Here is an 18,053-nt window from a genome sequence, read left to right on the forward strand (position 1 = left end):
CGCGCCGCCGGAGCTCCGAACCCCAAGAGGAATTCCATGAGACGCTTCGACTATTATCGGGCGGAAACGCTGGAGCATGCGTCCCGCCTTCTCACCGAACTCGGCGACGATACATTTCTGTTCAACGGAGGCACGGACCTTTTGGTCGAGATCCGCGAGCGGCTGCGACGCGTGCGCAACGTCGTCGATATCAAGCAGATCCCTGGCTTGTCCGACATCACATACGACGAGACGCGCGGCCTGACCTTCGGCGCGCTGGTGACCGTCGGACGGCTGGAGAACCTGTCGCTGGTGCGCCAGCAATATCCGAATCTGCGTGCCGCACTCGCCTCGCTCGGCTCCATCCAGGTGCGCAACCGCGCGACCGTCGTCGGCAATATCTGTCGCGCCTCACCGTCGGCCGATACCATTCCGCCATTGGTCGCGGACGGCGCCTTCGTGCACATCTACAGCCGCACCGACATGCGGGTCGTGCCGATCGCCGAGTTTTTCACCGGCCCCGGCAAGACCGTTCTCGCCAAGGGCGAGATCGTTACCGGCATCACCGTGCCGCCAGCGGCGGACAATATCGGCAAGGCCTATCTCAAGCACGGTCGCCGCAAGGCGATGGAGCTTTCCACCGTCGGCGTCGCCGTGAGCCTGGCGATGGACGAGGGTGTCTGCAGCGACATCCGCATTGCGCTCGGTGCGGTCGGTGCCACCGTGTTCCGCGCGCCGCAAGCCGAAGCCATGCTGCGTGGATCGAGGCTCGACGCCGCGACGGTCAGGAAGGCCGCCGACAAGGCAATGGAGGAATGCACACCGATCAGCAACGTTCGCGCCAGCGCGGACTACCGGCGCGACATGGTCGGCGTCCTGACCGGCCGGGCCATCAGACAGGCATTGGAGACTTTCGCATGAAACGGATGGTCGAATTCATCGTGAATGGCGAGGCACGCGAGATGGCCGTCGATGGCTGCCGGTCCCTGCTTGATGCGTTGCGCGACGATGTCGGTCTCACCGGCACCAAGAAGGGCTGCGACGTCGGCGACTGCGGCGCCTGCACCGTGCTCGTCGATGGCGAGCCGGTAAACGCCTGCCTGATACTTGCCGTGGAAGCCGAGGGCCGCTCGGTCGAGACAGTCGAAGGGCTCCAGCCGGGTGTCGACAGGCTGCATCCCCTGCAGGATGCCTTCATGCGGCACGGCGCCTCGCAATGCGGCTTCTGCACGCCCGGCATTCTGATGATGGCGAAGAAGCTGCTCGACGACAATCCGAGCCCGACCGATGAGGAAATCCGCTTCGGGCTCTCCGGCAATATCTGCCGCTGCACCGGCTACACCAAGATATTCGACGCGATCAAATCCGCCGCGCGCGAGATGGAGGCTGCAAGACCATGAACATCACCACCCCTATCGAACAGCGCGAGTTCAGGATCGTCGGCAAGAGCGTCAAGCGCGACGACGTGCTCGAGAAGGTGACAGGCGAGGCGCAGTACACCGGCGATATCAAGCTCCCCGGTATGCTGCACGGCAAGATCAAGCGCGCGGCCATCGCCCATGCCCGCATCAAGGCGATCGACGTCAGCAAGGCGCTCGCCTATCCGGGCGTCAAGGCAGTGCTGACCCATGAGACCGTGCCGCGCGTGCTGCACTACGGCTCGCCGCACCCTCGCTCGGCCTCCTGCACCAAGGACCAGTACATTCTCGACGACAAGGTGCGGTTTTGGGGCGAGGGCGTCGCCGCCGTCGCTGCCATCAGCGAGGAGATCGCCGACGAGGCGCTCGACCTGATCGAGGTGGAATATGAAGCCCTGCCGGCCGTCTTCGAACCGGAGGATGCCGCGCAGCCAGGCGCACCGCTGATCCACGACATCGGCCCCGGCGGCAACCTGGTGCTCGACCCCGTGCGCGTCAGCCGCGGCGACATCGACAAGGGTTTCGCCGAGGCGGATTTCGTTCTCGAGGGCACCTTTGCCGGCGGGCGGCCGCACCCGGCCTATATGGAGCCGAACGTCTGCATCGCCGACTGGGACGGCTCCAACAAGCTGACCTTCTGGACCTCGACCCAGACCTCCTTCATGGTCCGCGGCATCCTCGCCGAAGTGCTCGGCCTGCCACTCACCAAGGTGCGCGTGCTCGTGGATCATATGGGCGGTGGCTTCGGAGCCAAGCAGGACCTCTTCCAGCACGAGTTTCTGTGCGCGCTTCTGGCGAAGGAAACCCGCCGGCCGGTGAAAATGGAGTTCACCCGCCACGAGACCTTCGTGGCTGGTCGCTCGCGTCACCCCTGCAGGATCTGGCTGAAACAGGGTTTCAAGAACGATGGCACGCTTGTCGCCCGCGACATGAAGCTGGTCTATGATTCCGGTGCCTACGGTTCCCACGGTCCGGGTGTGACCATTGTCGGAACCACCGCCGCCACCTCGCTCTATCGCTGCGAGAACGTGCGGCTGGAAGGGCGCTGCGTCTATACCAACACCCCGATCAACGGCGCTTTCCGCGGTTACGGGGTGGTGCAGAGCTACTATGCGCTCGACATCCAGATGGACGAGGCGGCCGAAAGGCTCGGCATGGACCCGGCGGATTTGAAGTTGAAGAACGTTGTGCGGGCGGGTGACATCGCGCCATCAGGCCATCCGATCATCGGCCACGGACTTGAAATCTGCCTCAAGCACGGCATCGACGTGCTGGACTGGAAGAGGCTCAGGAACCGCGACCGGACGCCCGATCCGAAGCGCCCGCACATCCGCAAAGGGTGGGGCATTGGCTGCGAAATGCACGGCTCGTCCGCCTACCCGGGCATCAAGGAGCAGGGCAACGCTACGGTGAAGATCAACGAGGACGGCACGGTGACGCTCCTGACCGGTGCGGCGGGCCTCGGCACTGGCGCGCACACAGCCCTTGCGCAGATCGTTGCGGAAGAACTTGGCGTGCGCTTCGAGGACGTGGGCGTGATCCATGGTGATACGGATGTGGTTCCATGGGACATCGGCGCCTTCGCCAGCCACACGACCTATCTGGTCGGTACCGCCGCCAAGATGGCCGCTGGCAAGGTCCGCGCCGCCGTGCTCGAACGGGCAGCCATGAAGCTGCAGGTCTCGTCTGATGAGATCGACCTTTGCGATGGCAAGGTCTTCGTCACCGCCGAGCCCGACCGCTCCATGACGGTTTCGGAAGCCATGGGGCCCTCGCGCGGAATTCCCGCCGCCAACATTGTCGGCAACGGTACCTATGAACCTACCAAGTCCTATTCCTTTGCGGCGCACTTCACTGAGGTCGACGTTGATACGGAAACCGGGATCGTTGAGGTCAAGCGTGTCGTGCCGGTGCACGATGTCGGCCGGGTGATCCATCCGATCGCCGCGCAGGGCCAGATCGAAGGCGGTATCCAGCAGGGCATCGGCCATACACTGACTGAGGACTACCTGATCGACAAGAAGACCGGTCGCTCGCTCAATGCCGGCCTGGTCGACTACAAGATGCCGCTCTCCATGGACATGCCCGATATCGAGACGATCATTCTCGAGGCAGCGCCCGATCCGGGCGGCCCATGGGGCGCCAAGGGTGTGGGCGAGGATCCGATCATCGCGATCGGGCCGTCCATCGCCAACGCCATTCACGACGCGATCGGCATTCGCTTCCACCACTATCCGATTACTCCGGAAGACGTTCTCAAAGCCTTGAGGGAGAAGGGCGCATGAACATGCATATCGAGCCTGCGAGCCAGCAGAAACTCCCGATCACGATCCTTACCGGGTTCCTGGGGTCGGGAAAGACGACGTTACTCAACTACATCCTTACCGAGCGTCATGGCCATCGCATCGCGGTGATCGAGAACGAATACGGCGAGGTCGACGTGGACAGCGATCTGGTCCTCGCTTCCGACGAGGAAATCTTCCAGATGCAGAACGGCTGCATCTGCTGCTTCGTCGACGTGCGCAATGATCTGATCGACGTGATGAAGAAGCTCCTGAGCCACAAGGACAAGTTCGACCACATCATCGTCGAGACCTCAGGTCTTGCCGATCCCACGCCGGTTGCCACCGCCTTCTTCGTAGACCGCAGTGTGGCCGACGAGGTGGAGCTCGACGCCGTCGTGACACTGGTGGATGCAATGCATATCGACCAGCACCTATACGATCCGGTGCTCGACGGCAGCGACAATCAGGCGGTCAACCAGATCGTCGCGGCGGACCGCATTCTCGTCAACAAGATAGACCTTGCTGAGGAGGATGCCCTCGGTTCGCTGGAAAGCTCGCTGCGTCGGCTCAACCAGACGGCACCCATCCTGCGCTCCAGCTACGGCAAGGTGGACCTCTCCAATATCCTCGGGGTCAAAGGTTTCAGGCCGTCCTATGTGCGAGAGCGGGCGGAAATCCTCGACATCGACATGGATGACGATCACGGTGCTGACCACCACCATCATCATGATTGCTCCGAGCCCTGTTGCGACCACCCCGATCACGATCATGGGCACCACCATCACGGCCATGACCATGGACGTCCGCATGTAGCCGCCCTGCGGCCACACCTGCATGACGCGACGGTGAACTCCCACTCCTTCGTTTATTCCGAAGCCTTCGATGGCGAGAAGCTCGCAGGGTTCCTGAAGGACTATCTCGGCGAGCACGGTGGCGACATTTTTCGCACCAAGGGCATCATTTCCGTTGCCGGCGACGACCGTTTCTTTGTGCTCCAGGCCGTGCACAAGCTTGTCGATTTCCGCCCGGACCACGCCTGGGGTGAAGACAGGCGGAAGTCGAAATTCGTGTTTATCGGCCGCAATCTCGACCGTGTCAGCATCGACAGAAACTTGCGTGCATGCCTGGTGCCCTAGCAGCGAGTCTCCCGCCGGACGGCGCTTGCGTAAGCCTTTCTGTCTGAGCCGCCCGCGCACCTCCAGCGCGGGCGGTTGCTGCTGTTTTTCTAAAAATCTATTTAAAAATAATGACTTAGATCTATTTTTGTGTTGACAGAAACCACGCGGAGTGGTTCCTTTGAAGGCGAGTAGAAGCACCGACAATTGCTCACCGTCTGTTGGAAGATGAGGCTGCGATGTCGATGCTGACGAATAGAGGAATGCCCGGTTGCCCCGCCCTGGGAGCTTATGCGCCGGCCCGTTCCCTCCGTCTTCGGCATTTCCTGAGATCGCGGATCCACGCCCGGCTTCGGCCGGCATGGCGTTCATCGCGCGGCCCCGCATCGACCGGACCCTCTACGACAGGAGAAACCTATGATTATTGACCTGAGCTGCTATCCCACCGATCTGGTGGACCTGGCTTGGCGACACGACGGACCGCCGTTCACCGGCGACAAACTGCTCAAGATGATGGATGGCCCGTACTATGTGAACGGTAAGCCGCGCCGGATCGACAAGGCCTTTATCCAGCCGCCGCAGGGCAACACCATCTACACCCACGAGGTCATGGATCTGGAGGGCAAGGCCGCCATCCGCCAGTACATGGCCTACACGGAAAAGATGGTCACCGAGCATCCAGACCGGTTCCTTGGCTGCTTCGTCTACAACCCGCGCTACGGCACCACGAACGGTGCCGAAGAAATCGAACGCTATGCCAAGGAGTTTGATTTCAAGATGGTGCAGCTGCAGGCAAACATGCACGCCTACCGCCCGGACCGCGCCCTCGACTGGCTTCGCCCGGCACTGAAAAAGTGCGCGGATCTCGGGCTGATGGTGAAGGTGCATACCGGTGACGGTCCGTACTCGATCCCGACGGAGTTCTATCCGATCATCCGCGAGTTTCCGGAAGTCAACTTCATCCTGGCGCATTTCGGCGTTCAGACCGGCGGCGTCTACGTGTTCGAGCCTATGCAGATGGCGCTCGACACGCCGAGTGTCTACGTGGAATCCGGTTGGTGCCTTCAGTCGCGCATCGTCGAGTTCGCCAAGGTGCTCCCCAAGCACAAGATCCTCTTCGGCTCCGACACACCGCCGAACGAGCCGGGCATGTGGATCAACCTTCTGGAGGTCCTTTGCCATGAGCCGCCGCAGGGCCTCAACCTCGATGAGGATACGCTCGAAGATTACCTCGGCAACAACGTCGCCCGGATGATCGGCCTGGAAGCGACGAAGCCGCCGGCCACCGTCGAGGAAGCCGAGGCGTATCTGCGCCAGCACGGCGTAGCACTTGCCGCGTAAATTTGAACGGAGTGAACAATGATCATCGATACCCACCTTCACCCGACGAACCTCGTTGACGAGGCGTGGCGCCACACGGGCGAGCCCTTCACGGGTGAGCGCATGCTCAAGCTGATGGATGGCCCCTACATGATCAACGGCAAGCCGCGCCGGATCGACATGGGCTTCATCCAGCCGCCGCCGGGAAATACCGGCTACCGCGACGGCAATCGCAAGGGTCGCGAGGGCATTCGCGACTACATGGCCTATTGCGCCGAGCTTTGCCAGAAGTACCCGGACCGCTTCATCGGCAACTTCAACTACAACCCGCGCTGGGGACCTGAAAACGGCGCGGCGGAGCTGGAATTCCACGTCAAGGAATACGGCTTCAAGATGTTGAAGCTGCACGCCAACATGCACGGCTACCGTCCTGACCGGGCGCTCGACTGGTTGCGTCCGGCGATGAAGAAATGCGCCGAACTTGGGGTGGTGGTCCTCATCCACACCGGCGACGGCCCGTACACCATCCCGACGATGTTCTACCCGATCATCCGCGAGTTTCCGATGGTCAACTTCATCATCGGTCACTTCGGCATCCAGACGGGCGGCAACTACTCGTTCGAATCCTTCTGGATGGCGATGGATACCCCGAACGTCTACTGCGAATCCGGCTGGTGCTTCCAGTCGCGCATCGTCGAATTCGCCCAGCAGCTGCCGAAGAACAAGATCGTTTTCGGCACGGACAGCCCGCCGAACGATCCGGGTATGTGGCTGCGCGAACTGGAAGTGCTCTGCAAGGATCCGCCGCACGGGATCAACCTCTCCGAGGACGATCTGGAAGGTTACCTCGGCAACAACATCGCCAGGCTCGTCGGCATCGATCCGTCGCCGCCGCCGCGTGACCTGAGGGACGCCCAGGCGCGCCTGAAGGACTCGTACGCCGGCGTCGACCGCGCCACGGGCAAGCACAGGGAATTTGCCTGAACAAGTCGACGGCGCCCTTCCGGGGGCGCCGTCACCCAACCGCTGCGCCGAGGCCGAGATTATGACCGAGTACCACAAGCAAGACGTTCGTCGCTTCCTGGCCGACTACCGGGCAGAACACCCCGAGGACGTGATCACCATCGACCAGCCGGTCCTGGACGACCAGGATGCGACGGCGCTGATCTGGAACCTGGCCGATAGGGGCCAGCACCCCATGCTCTACCTCAAAAACGTCAGCGGCATCGCCAGCGAGGTCCTTTGCAACATCTTCGCCTCGCGCGACCGCATCGGGCGCCTTCTCGGCTCGACCGCCGACAGGCTGCACGAGGCCTACCAGGCGCGCGCCAATCGGCCGTTTACGCCTCAGGTCCTGGAAGAAGGCCCGATTACGCAGGAGATCATCTCCGGCGATGCCGTCGACCTCAATGCGCTGCCGATGCTCAAGCACTTCGACACGGATCGAGCGAAATACATCACCAGCGGCATTATCATCGGGGAGCATCCGGAAACCGGCGCCGGCAATCTCAGCTACCACCGCGCGATGATCCATTCGAAGAACTCGCTTGCGACCTCACTGCATTCGCGCGGCCATCTCTGGCGGCTGATGAACATGGCCAAGGAAAAGGGCAAGCCGATGCCGGTAGCCATGGTCATCGGCGGCCATCCGCTCTTCATGGTCGCCGCCTCCGCCCGCCTTGCCTTCGGCGAAGACGAACGCGATGTCGCCGGCGGCCTGCTAGGCGAACCGCTTCAAGTCGTGCGCACGCCGAAGTACGGGATCCGCGTTCCCGCCCATGCCGAGATCGTGCTCGAAGGCGTGCTAGATCCCGAGGCGCATGTGGAGGAGGGGCCGTTCGGCGAGTTCACCGGCTATTCCTCTGACCGCTCGACCAACAACCTCTTCACCGTCGAAACGATCATGCGTCGGCGCGATGCCATGCTTGTCAGCGTAGCGGGCGGCAATTCCGCCGAACACCTGAACCTTGGCCGTGTGCCGCGCGAGGCGGAGGTGGTGGAGAAGCTGAAGGCCCGCTTCCCCTCGATTACCGCGGTGCACTACCCCTCATCGGGCACGCATTTCCACGCCTATATCGCCATGAACCAGACGCGCGAGGGAGAGGCGCGGCAGGTTATGCTCGGGCTTCTCGGCTGGGACCAGTATCTGAAAACCGTCGTCGTGGTGGACGCGGACGTCGATATCACCCGCGACAGTGAGGTGCTTTGGGCGCTCGCCACCCATTTCCAGCCGCACAAGGACGTCGTCATCATCGAGGGCCTGCCGGGCAACGCTCTCGATCCTTCGGCCAGCGGCATCGGGACGACTTCGCGAATGGGGCTCGATGCGACGCGCGGCCCGAATTTCCACGGCGTGCGCGCCCGTATCAGTGATGACGCCTGCGCGCGCGCCGCAGCACTCCTGAAAAGCGCGAGATAGAGCGATGGCGCATCCACGACGCATGATCGTCGGCATTTCGGGCGCCTCCGGCGTGGTCTACGGCAAGCGCATCCTCGAACTGCTGCGTGATCTCGAAATCGAGACGCACCTGATCATGTCCCGCGCCGCCTGCATTACGCTTGCGGCCGAGGCGGTCTTTACCAGAAAGGACCTCGAAGCCCTGGCGACGACGACCCATTCCAACAAGGATATCGGCGCGGTCTGTTCCTCCGGCTCCTACAGGACCCTCGGCATGATCGTCGCGCCCTGCTCGGTCAAGACGCTTGCCGAGATCGCCACGGGCACGACGGATAACCTCATTTCTCGCGCGGCCGACGTGGTGCTGAAGGAGCGGCGTCGCCTCGTGCTGATGCTGCGAGAGACGCCGCTACATCTCGGCCATATCCGCAATATGGCACAGGTGACGGAAATGGGCGGCATCATCTATCCACCCGTGCCCGCCTTCTACGCGAAGCCCCAGAGTATCGAAGACATGGTCGATCACACCGTCGGTCGGGTGCTCGATCTCTTCGACCTTGACCCGGGCATCGTGCGCCGCTGGCCGGGAACGCAGGGAGTGGAATGACATGACTGCCCGCATCGCCGCCGATCCGGAGGCGCTTGCGCCAGAACCCCGCGTCGCCTTCATCTCGGATGATGCGATTGATATCCTTGCCTTCGCCGTTCAGTCTCTCGAAGAGGGGCGCGGGGCAGCCCTCATCACGCTCGTCGAAATCCGCGGTGGGGCGGCGCGCCGTCTCGGCGCGCAAATGGTGGTGCGGGATGACGGTCTTTATTGCGGGTTCGTTTCGGGTGGCTGTACGGAGGCTGCCGTCGCTGCCGAAGCGATGATCGCCCTTGCGAAGGGCATGGATCGTCACCTTCTTCTTGGTGAAGGGTCGCCCTTTTTTGATATCGTTCTGCCCTGTGGCGGCGGCATTACGCTTGCGATCCATGTCTTGGTGGACGCCGCAGTCTTGCGCCAGGCACTGGCCGCCCTTGATCGCCGCATGCCGGTGGGGCTGCTTTATCATCCGGGTAAGCGCGCCCTCTGTCTGCGCGAGGGCGAAGCAGCAAGCGGTTGGGATGGAGAGTGGTTCGTGCGGGCCTATAGGGCGAAGCCGCGGATCGTCGTTGCCGGCACGCCGTTGGAGGTCGGAGCGGTTGCCCGCGTTGCCGTCGCGGCCGGCTACGAGACCGTGGCGCTTGAGGGTGGCCAGGTGCCGTCACCAGGCGACCTCGACGCGGACACGGCCGTCGCTCTCTTATTTCACGATGTTGACCGTGAGTTACCGGTGCTTACCGCGGCGCTCGCGTCAGACGCCTTCTACGTCGGCGCCCTTGGCAGTCGTCGCACGCATGCCAAGCGTTGCGGGGCCCTGCTTGCGTGCGGGCAAGCGGAGAGCGTGCTTGCCCGCGTCAGGGCGCCGATAGGCATATTTGACAAGGCAAGGGATGCACGTGCACTCGCCATCTCCGTCGTTGCAGATATCGCGCATGCACGGACGCGGCTGGAAACAGCCTTCAATCCAAATTCTCACCGCTGAGAGCCGTCTCGAAAGCTTCGGACCTCATTTGCGCTCAGCCGCCATTGCACATCACCGGTTCCGATCTGCACCGATCCGAACCACGCCCGCCTCTCGTTGCGAAAAGCGGGCTATCACATGCCACATCATTTCAGGTCAACAAGCAGACAGAGGCAAGCCGGGCTCCGTTCGAAGCCCGGCGTTGCTCTATTGCGCGTTGGCGCCGAGATCGATCTTGCCGAGAAGAAGCGCGGGATCCTCTGCGGCTCCGACGAGGTCGAGCGCATTGATGCCGGCAGCGTCCTTGGCTTTGACCGTCAGGGTGAAGGTTCCCGGCTTGGTGATGAACTGAGAAAGCGCCGTGGCTGCCTCCTGCAGTTTTGGTTGCGTGGACGCAAACTGCTGCAGACCAGCGGTCGTCATCATCACAAGGATGCCGCGCACGCTGTCTTCGGTTAGGCCGTTCTCATCGGCATAGAGCTTGATGCCCTTTGCCATGATCCCCTTGTCCTCGATCTTGACCTTCGCCTCCCGGGCCGTGAGGCCGAAGAGTGCCATCTGAGCGGCGGTCATGTCGCCGGAGAAGAAGTCCGTGGTGACACCGCCCATGATCCCCGAGAAGGAAAAGCTGCCCATGTCCTTGCCGCTCAAGGAAATATCCTTGATGACGAGGTTCTCATTCGGCTCGTCCCAGGCCAGTTCGACGTCGGAAGAAAAGACCAGTCTGTCGAAGCCAAGCTGGCGCAGCGTCTTGGAGCCTTCGTCCACGGCGTCCGAAGGGAGCGGCACGCTGAGGTCCTGATAGGCAATGCGAACGTCGGTCGGGATGCCGTTGCGCGGCTTGGTCAATGCCACTTCATAGCTGTCCAGCGTAAACCGGATGCGCTCGGGGACGGAAGGCATGGCAGCCTGGTCCACCGGTTCCTCGTTCAACTCCGCGTTCGGGTTGGCGGCTTCGTTGGACGGATCCGCCTCGGGCGATGCGTCGGTGGTTTCAGGCGGCGCTGTGGCGCTGTCGGTTGAGCTGTCTTCTTCCGTGACAGTTTCGGTGGCAGACGTGCTTGCCGCTTCCCCCGGCATATCGATGTCCAGACCCTTCAACCGGATCGTGCCGAATTCCGGCATGAGCGTGGTGAGAGGGAAGCTGTCGATCTGCTCTTCGTTCAACGCCGCCAGTTTCGTCAGCGCTTCCATGGTCGGGTGCCACGAGAAGCCTGTGATGCTCGCTTCCGAGAATCTGGCGTAATCGGCACCTTCGCCGGTGGAAACGCCATGCATCGCGCCGTCGAAGGTGCGACCTTCGAGATGAAACGCCATCTTGTCGACGTCCAGCTTGATTGTCCTGCTTCCGCCGTCGTCATCCTTTTCCGAGATCTGTGTCTTGAGACCGAGCATCTCGATGTCGCCCTTGCCGATGATGTCGGCAAGCGAAAGGGCGCGCTTGAAAAACGCCTGATGCTCAGCAGGCGGCAGTGCGTCGGGATCGGCCACTTGCAGCTTCTGAAGCGTTTCAAGGAGCGGTTCGGCCGGCATGCGGATGCTCAAGCCACTGCTGCGCAACTCGTCGTAGCTGAAATTCGACGCGCCATGCGATAGCACGATGTTCTTGACCGAGACGGGGCCGTAAAGTGGTTTGGGGTCTTTGTCGTCAGGCCCTGCCTTGTCCCCGTATATCCGGGCGAGATAGGCGGCGTCGAAATCCTTGCCGTTCATGGCGCCCATGGAGCCGTTCATTTCCTCCCGTCTCGGCTCGCCTTCTCCGTTCGGGATGTCCAGCTTCAAACCGAAGCTCGCCCCGCTTGCAGAATAGCGTGCCACGCGGCCGCCGCCGATATCCTCCAAAGCAACATCCTTGTAGACGGTCTTCTGCTCAGAGCCGGCGACAGCCTGGCTGATCGTAACTTCCGGCGCCAGCACACGCTTTGCCGCAAAGCCCTCAATGCGTTTCAGCAGCGGCACCTCCTTCGCTTGATCGCCGCTCTTTGCATTTGCCACGGTGGCGAAATCGGGTTCTTCGATGCTCACCTGTGGCACGGACAGTTTGCCCATCGCCAGTTCGAGCTCGAGCCCCTGCAACTCAAACCCGCCCTTCAGGAAGGAAATCGTGGGTCGCCCGTCAATCGCAGCGACGCGCACACTGCCGCCGCTGGCGAAAGGAAGCGTGACGTCACGCATATGAATGCGCCCGAAAAAGTCGGCTTCAACCGAACCTGCCTTGCCACCGCGCTCAACAAGAAATCGATCGGCCTCCCTTGCGATCATGAACTTGCCGGCGGTTGCGCCCGCCACTGCGAGCGCGATGATCGCTACCGAGGCCCATAACGCCTTGCGCCCGCCACGACCGGTTCCAATTTCTGCTTGCGGCACGATTTTTGTTCCTTCACTAAACAAGACTCACAACGATTCCTTGCGTGCCGTGTGACTAATGAGCGGCTTCGCTTTATGCAAGTTTTGCGAGCGTTGAAGCACATCGTTCCTGCGCCGGACCATCAGACCGTGTGTCGCGGGTTAGTCCGGGTGAATAGCAGTCGCTCGTCGTTCCCATGACGATAGCCACCGCGGTCATTCTGGATCTGGCGTCAATCGACGACGGTCGCGCAATCAGGGCGCTGAGTGCGTTTCGATCATTCAGGGCGACGTGGCGTCTGCCCAGTTGATGCGAAGTTGCGGCTAACCGTTCGAAGTCTGAGCCTTCCGAAAAGCCATTACACCCCCGCGATCCCGAGGGCTGCCAAGCGTCAGCTTGCCAATCACGCCGTCTCTATTCGCGCGCGGCTTCAGCCGGCGGAGACGTATTTTCTCCAGCCATGCTCGCCGCGAAAACCCAGCACCTCCCGGACCTTCCGGTTCGACAGAAGCGTCTCGAATTCGCCGAGTTCCCGCTTGAGCGGTGTGCCGGAATAGAACCGGTCGATCAGTTCGCGGGTCGGCAGATCGGAGGAGGTGTCGTCGTTGGCAGCATTGAAAATCTGAAACCCGAGCCCGTCCTTTTCCACGGCGCGAAGCGTGATCTGGCCAAGGTCGCGCGCATCGATGTAGCTCCAGGCGATACGCTTGCGGAAACCCGGATCTGCAAACCATCCGGGAAACAACGCGTACTCATGCGGTTCGATGACGTTGCCGATGCGCAAGGCGTAGATGTCGATGCCGCTGCGCGCCGCAAACGCGCGTGCCGTCTGTTCGTTGACGACTTTCGACAGGGCATAACTGTCCATAGGGTCAACGTCGTACTCCTCGTCGAGTGGGAAGTAGGCCGGGTTGCGGGGTTCGTTGGCGAAGACGAGGCCGTAGGTCGTTTCGCTGGATGCGATGACAACCTTGCGAATACCGAGTTTCACCGCCGCTTCGATGACGTTGTAGGTGCCGAGCGCATTGACGCGGAAAAGCTCGTTATCGGGAGCGATCATGATGCGTGGAATGGCGGCAAAGTGCACGACGGCGTCGATGGGCTGCGGTCTCAAGGACGGGTCGAACTCGTGCAGCCCGGTGTAGCTCGACAAGGCGTTGAAGACTTGGCCGCTATCGGTGATATCGGTGATGAGTGTCCTGACCTTGGGATTTTCGAGTGGCCGGGTATCGAGGTTGAGCACCTGGTGCCCTCTTTCGACCAGGTATTCAACCACATGGCGGCCGGCCTTGCCGCTGCCGCCGGTGAAGATGATCCTCTTTGTCATTCTGCTCCCCACACTGTGATATACATGTGTTCTCTCTCGCCAATGCGCTCAGGAACCATTGAGCCGATGGCTCAAATGATCGGCATTGCGAACCCGCCGACAAAGCCGCGAAGTATGAATTGCGGCTGTCGATCAATACTCTGCGATGCTGTCGATACGTCTCGCTCGCGTCAACAGGGAAGACCTTGATACGGCCCGCGTCCGCGCCTTGAAGGCGCGACGCGGGCGCGGCAGACTGCGAGGGGTTTCATCCGGGCACCCACGACGAGGCCCCGGACGAGACCGTCACTTTTGGATGCACGTATCGACCGTGTCCTTGGTGCATTCATCAAGTCCGGTGAACACCGGATCTTCTACCGGCTTGCCGGCGATCAGGTCCATCATCACGGACGGCGCCTTGTACCCCATTTCGAACGGGCGCTGCCCGACGAGAGCTGTCACCAGTCCTTCCCTCGCGATGGCCACCTCGTCACCGATCGTGTCTGCGGCGCCGATGACGAATTCGTTCTTGGCAATCTTTTCCGCTATCGGCTTGAAGAGATCTCGGTAGGGCTGCGGTGCCCCGAACAGTGGCCAGCCGCCCATGATGCCGAAGGCGTCGAGGTCCGGGTTGGCTGCAAGAATGTCGGTCATCGCCTGGACGCCTTTGGCCCCGTCGTCATTGGTAAAGACCGGGCAGCCTGCGACTTCCGTCCAGCCACCTTCGCCCTTCAGTTCCGTCAGCCCCTCCTTGCCGGTTAGCGTGTCGCGCATGCCCTGGGCCCGGCGCAAGATATTGTCCGCTCCCGGATTGCCTTCGATCGTGCAGATCTTGCCGCCACTCGGCTTGGCCTTCTTGATGTATTCACCGATCCGCGCGCCCATCAGGTAGTTGTCGGTTCCGAGATAAGTCTTGCGCAGTGCAGAGTCCTCCTTGGCGAGGTCGGCGTCGAGCGTCATGACCGGAATGGTCGGGTTGGCTGTCTTCAGCGTCTGAGCGATCAGTTTGGCATTCGAGGGCGAAATGGCGATTGCGGCCGTGTCGGCCTTGCCGAGCATGTCCTGAACGATCTGCGCTTCGCCTGCCTCATCCGACGTCGAGGCCGGTCCGGTGTAGAAGCATTCATATTCGGAATCCGGATTTTCCTTGTTCCATTTCTGGCAACCCTGATTGATCGCTTCGAAGAAGGGGTTGTCGAGGCCCTTCACGACGATGACGAGTTGCTTCTTGGCCAATGCCTGACCGGCGCAGAGTGCCAGGACGGCGACGGCAGCCAACAATACAGTTTTTCTCATTCTTTCCTCCCATTGAACAAGCGGACAGCATCTGTCCGCGGCACAAATCAACCCGGATACCAGACGACACGAGGATCGTTCGGCTGACGCTCGTATTGCCAGGCCGAGTCGATAAGCTTTTCGAGATCGTAGTCAGGGCGCCAATCCAAGAGGTACTTGGCCTTGCTGTTATCCATCCAGTTCGAGTGGAATGCGCTGGGAACGTCGACTGAAGCGAGGCCGCGCGTGCGTGCGAGGTAGCTTGCGACCTCGCCGTAGTCGACCGGGCGATCCATGGAGACATTGAAGAGCTGCCGTTCGGCACGCGGGTTGTCGATTGCCGCCAGGATCGCCGAGACCAGGTCGCCGACATGGACGAAATTGCGTTTGAGCGGCCGACCATCGGCGTCACGCAGGAGCGGCACGGTACCGGTTTCGGCGTATCGCCTGGCTTCCTCAGGCGCAAAGAAGGTCTTCCAGTCAGGCCCGCCGAATAGATCGTCGCCGAACGACAACGTGTGCTTGAAGTCGTCCTTCTCCATGATCCACGGTGCACGCAGGCAGCAACCATTCGCTCCATATTGAACCGCGTATTGCTCGAGCATCACTTCCTCGAGAACCTTCGATAGCGCGTAGCAGCCGGGGTAAGCCCGGTGCGGGGTGTTCTCGGTCACAGGTCCATCGTGGCGGTGGAAGAAATGACCAACGGCCGCGTCACCGCCGACCAACACGAACTGGCGCGCGGAAGGGCTCGTCCGGAAGGCCTCGAGTAGCCAGAACATGCCCTTGATGGTGGTGTCCATGACATCGTCGGGCGTTTCCTTGCAGGTGGCGAGGTGCACGATATGGGTCACACCCTTCACTGCGGCTTCGACCACATTGCGGTCGGCAATCGTTCCGCAAACCACGTCCATTCGCTCGGACGGATCAAGCCGCCGATTGTGGCAGAGCGCACGGATTCGCGCTCTCGAAAAACGTGCTTGGTCAAGCAGCCTCGCGATGAGGTTCCGCCCGACCTTGCCCGTTGCACCGGTGACAAGGATAAGCATGCTCGTCTCCCACCGATGTCTAATATACAGGGCAACGTGTATTTGTCATACAAAACAGTTTCTACGCAGAGGACGTCATTGACGCCTTCATAAGGATTTGCGTAAATAAGCTGTCGACCGCTGGGTGAAGACTGAGGAACGATCGCGCCCCCTGGCGTGCCGGCGCGCTTCGGGAGGCGAGACGGCTGGTGGCGACACTTGAGATCACCAACATTTCCAAGCACTTCGGTGCCATTCAGGCGGTTAGCGACGTTTCGCTTTCGCTGGAGGCGGGGCAGGTGGTCGGCCTCATGGGAGATAACGGCGCCGGCAAATCAACCTTGGTCAAGATGATTGCCGGGAATTATCGGCCGAGCCAGGGAACGATACGGCTCAACGGCAGCGAAATCGTGCTGCATCGGCCGATCGAGGCTAGGCAGCACGGCATCGAAATCGTTCACCAGGACCTGGCGCTCTGCAATAATCTATCGGCGGCAGCCAACGTCTTCCTTGGGCGCGAGCTCAGGCGCGGCTTCGGCCCTTTGCGGGTGCTGGACTATAAGGCGATGTACAGGCGCGCGGGAGAAATCTTCAGGGAGCTTCGATCCGAAACGCGCCCTCGTGACCTCGTCCGGCAGATGTCCGGAGGGCAAAGGCAGGCGGTCGCGATCGCGCGAACGATGATTTCCGAGGCAAAGATCGTCCTCATGGACGAACCGACGGCCGCCATATCCGTGCGCCAGGTCGCCGAAGTGCTGCATCTGATCCGAGGGCTGCGCGACCGCGGCATTGCGGTCGTGCTCATCAGCCATCGCATGCCGGACGTCTTTGACGTTGCCGATCGCGTGGTGGTCATGCGTCGCGGCCGAAAGGTTGCCGACAAGCCAATCTCGCAGACATCGCCTGAGGAAGTGACTGGACTGATTACCGGCGCCATCGAAATAGGATGAGCGCTGCAAGGCTGCATCGAGGGAACGTGTAGACGATGGCAACGATGCTCGACCAGACCATGGCTCAGAAACGGCGCACGCTGGGGGCCGCCGTCCTCGCCAACCAGACCTTCTGGGTTTTGCTCGCCGTCGTGCTGGCATGCGTTTTCCTGTCCTTCGCGACGGATTCCTTCGCCACGTCGAAGAACCTTTACAACATCACCCGCAACACCACCTTTGTCGCCATCATTGCCCTTGGCATGACGCTGGTCATCATCACAGGCGGGATAGACTTGTCTGTCGGGTCGGTGCTTTGCCTATGCAGTATGATTTTGGCGGTGGTCATGCATGCCGGCTACAGTATCGAGGTCGGAATTGCTGCCTCGGTGGCAACGGCGCTTCTCATCGGCGCGTTCAACGGTGTCCTGATCGCCTATTTGGGATTTCCACCTTTCGTGGTCACACTTGGCATGCTTTCGATTGCGCGAAGCCTGGCCATGGTCGCCTCCAACAACACTGTCGTTTTTCAGTTTGGCCCCGACCACGACAAGCTGCTGGCTCTTGGCGGTGGGGCATGGCTGTTCGGCATCGCCAACCCGGTAATCTACATGATCGTGCTGGCGCTACTCACTGGCTTCGTTCTGCGGTGGACAAGGCTCGGTCGCTATATCTACGCCATCGGCGGCAACGAGCACGCGGCAACCGCGACCGGTATTCCGGTTCGACCGATCAAGGTCGGTGTCTATATGATTTCCGCCCTCTCGGCCGGCGTCGCCGGCATCGTCCAGACCGGGTGGCTCGGAGCGGTGACAACCAACATTGGCGCCGGCATGGAGCTGCAGGTCATCGCAGCGACGGTGATCGGCGGTGCCAACCTGGCCGGCGGCACAGGCACGGCCCTTGGCGCGCTGGTCGGTGCAGCGCTCATTGAAGTGATCCGCAATAGCCTCGGGCTGCTCGGCATCAACGCATTCTGGCAGGGGACGTTCATCGGCGGCGCGACCATCCTCGCGGTCCTTTTCGACCGCATCCGCAATTTCCGGCAGTCTGAATAGCTCACCAATCCCATGTAAGCACGGCGCTGTACGCGGTGCTTCCTGGGGCCA

Annotated in this window: 15 protein-coding genes; 11 read left to right on the forward strand and 4 right to left on the reverse strand. The window is 61.5% G+C overall.

Translation table 11 applies throughout. From position 1 onward, the window contains the following. Positions 1 to 36 precede the first annotated feature (36 nt). The 9 genes from AC07UR_RS07025 (at position 37) to AC07UR_RS07065 (ending at position 10,083) form a co-directional block, all read left to right on the forward strand. Positions 37 to 900, forward strand: a complete 864-nt coding sequence (locus AC07UR_RS07025) for an FAD binding domain-containing protein (protein WP_209789440.1) — start codon at positions 37 to 39, stop codon at positions 898 to 900. Then, positions 897 to 1,379, forward strand: a complete 483-nt coding sequence (locus AC07UR_RS07030; RefSeq protein WP_209789441.1) for a (2Fe-2S)-binding protein — start codon at positions 897 to 899, stop codon at positions 1,377 to 1,379. The genes AC07UR_RS07025 and AC07UR_RS07030 overlap by 4 nt, the downstream gene beginning before the upstream one ends. Beyond that, complete coding sequence (locus tag AC07UR_RS07035) at positions 1,376 to 3,682, forward strand: xanthine dehydrogenase family protein molybdopterin-binding subunit (protein WP_209789442.1); 2,307 nt, start codon at positions 1,376 to 1,378, stop codon at positions 3,680 to 3,682. Before AC07UR_RS07030 ends, AC07UR_RS07035 begins: the two co-directional genes overlap by 4 nt. 2 nt (positions 3,683 to 3,684) lie before the next feature. Beyond that, positions 3,685 to 4,818, forward strand: coding sequence for a CobW family GTP-binding protein (locus tag AC07UR_RS07040; protein ID WP_412728347.1), 1,134 nt, complete (start codon positions 3,685 to 3,687; stop codon positions 4,816 to 4,818). A 396-nt stretch (positions 4,819 to 5,214) separates the two neighbouring features. Then, a complete protein-coding gene (locus tag AC07UR_RS07045) occupies positions 5,215 to 6,138 on the forward strand; it encodes an amidohydrolase family protein (protein ID WP_077504493.1) in 924 nt (307 codons plus the stop codon). An 18-nt stretch (positions 6,139 to 6,156) separates the two neighbouring features. Next, positions 6,157 to 7,101, forward strand: a complete 945-nt coding sequence (locus tag AC07UR_RS07050) for an amidohydrolase family protein (RefSeq protein ID WP_209789444.1) — start codon at positions 6,157 to 6,159, stop codon at positions 7,099 to 7,101. A gap of 61 nt (positions 7,102 to 7,162) precedes the next feature. Further along, entirely contained in the window at positions 7,163 to 8,536 is a 1,374-nt protein-coding gene (locus AC07UR_RS07055; protein ID WP_209789445.1) for a UbiD family decarboxylase, read from the forward strand. 4 nt (positions 8,537 to 8,540) lie between these two features. Then, entirely contained in the window at positions 8,541 to 9,122 is a 582-nt protein-coding gene (locus tag AC07UR_RS07060) for a UbiX family flavin prenyltransferase (RefSeq protein WP_209789446.1), read from the forward strand. A gap of 1 nt (position 9,123) precedes the next feature. After that, on the forward strand, positions 9,124 to 10,083 hold the full coding sequence (locus AC07UR_RS07065) for an XdhC family protein (protein WP_209789447.1): 960 nt from the start codon (positions 9,124 to 9,126) through the stop codon (positions 10,081 to 10,083). A gap of 186 nt (positions 10,084 to 10,269) precedes the next feature. On the opposite strand, the gene AC07UR_RS07070 is transcribed toward AC07UR_RS07065, so the two are convergent. The 4 genes from AC07UR_RS07070 to AC07UR_RS07085 form a co-directional block, all read right to left on the reverse strand. After that, positions 10,270 to 12,429 (reverse strand): aq_1923 C-terminal domain, encoded by a 2,160-nt coding sequence (locus AC07UR_RS07070; RefSeq protein ID WP_494700019.1) that lies wholly within the window; start codon positions 12,427 to 12,429, stop codon positions 10,270 to 10,272. A 410-nt stretch (positions 12,430 to 12,839) separates the two neighbouring features. Then, positions 12,840 to 13,736 carry an NAD-dependent epimerase/dehydratase family protein gene (locus AC07UR_RS07075; RefSeq protein WP_173421608.1) on the reverse strand — a complete coding sequence of 299 codons (897 nt, stop codon included), beginning with the start codon at positions 13,734 to 13,736 and terminating at the stop codon, positions 12,840 to 12,842. 285 nt (positions 13,737 to 14,021) lie between these two features. Then, a complete protein-coding gene (locus tag AC07UR_RS07080) occupies positions 14,022 to 15,011 on the reverse strand; it encodes a sugar-binding protein (protein ID WP_173421609.1) in 990 nt (329 codons plus the stop codon). 47 nt (positions 15,012 to 15,058) lie between these two features. Next, positions 15,059 to 16,039, reverse strand: coding sequence for an NAD-dependent epimerase/dehydratase family protein (locus AC07UR_RS07085; protein WP_209789449.1), 981 nt, complete (start codon positions 16,037 to 16,039; stop codon positions 15,059 to 15,061). A gap of 131 nt (positions 16,040 to 16,170) precedes the next feature. Between AC07UR_RS07085 and AC07UR_RS07090 the strand changes: the two genes are divergently transcribed. Both AC07UR_RS07090 and AC07UR_RS07095 read left to right on the forward strand, forming a co-directional pair. After that, positions 16,171 to 16,968, forward strand: coding sequence for an ATP-binding cassette domain-containing protein (locus AC07UR_RS07090; protein ID WP_234941731.1), 798 nt, complete (start codon positions 16,171 to 16,173; stop codon positions 16,966 to 16,968). A 35-nt stretch (positions 16,969 to 17,003) separates the two neighbouring features. Then, a complete protein-coding gene (locus AC07UR_RS07095) occupies positions 17,004 to 18,002 on the forward strand; it encodes an ABC transporter permease (protein ID WP_173421611.1) in 999 nt (332 codons plus the stop codon). The last annotated feature ends 51 nt before the right edge of the window (positions 18,003 to 18,053 follow it).

Source organism: Ensifer sp. GW821-FHT05G01 (assembly GCF_059419585.1).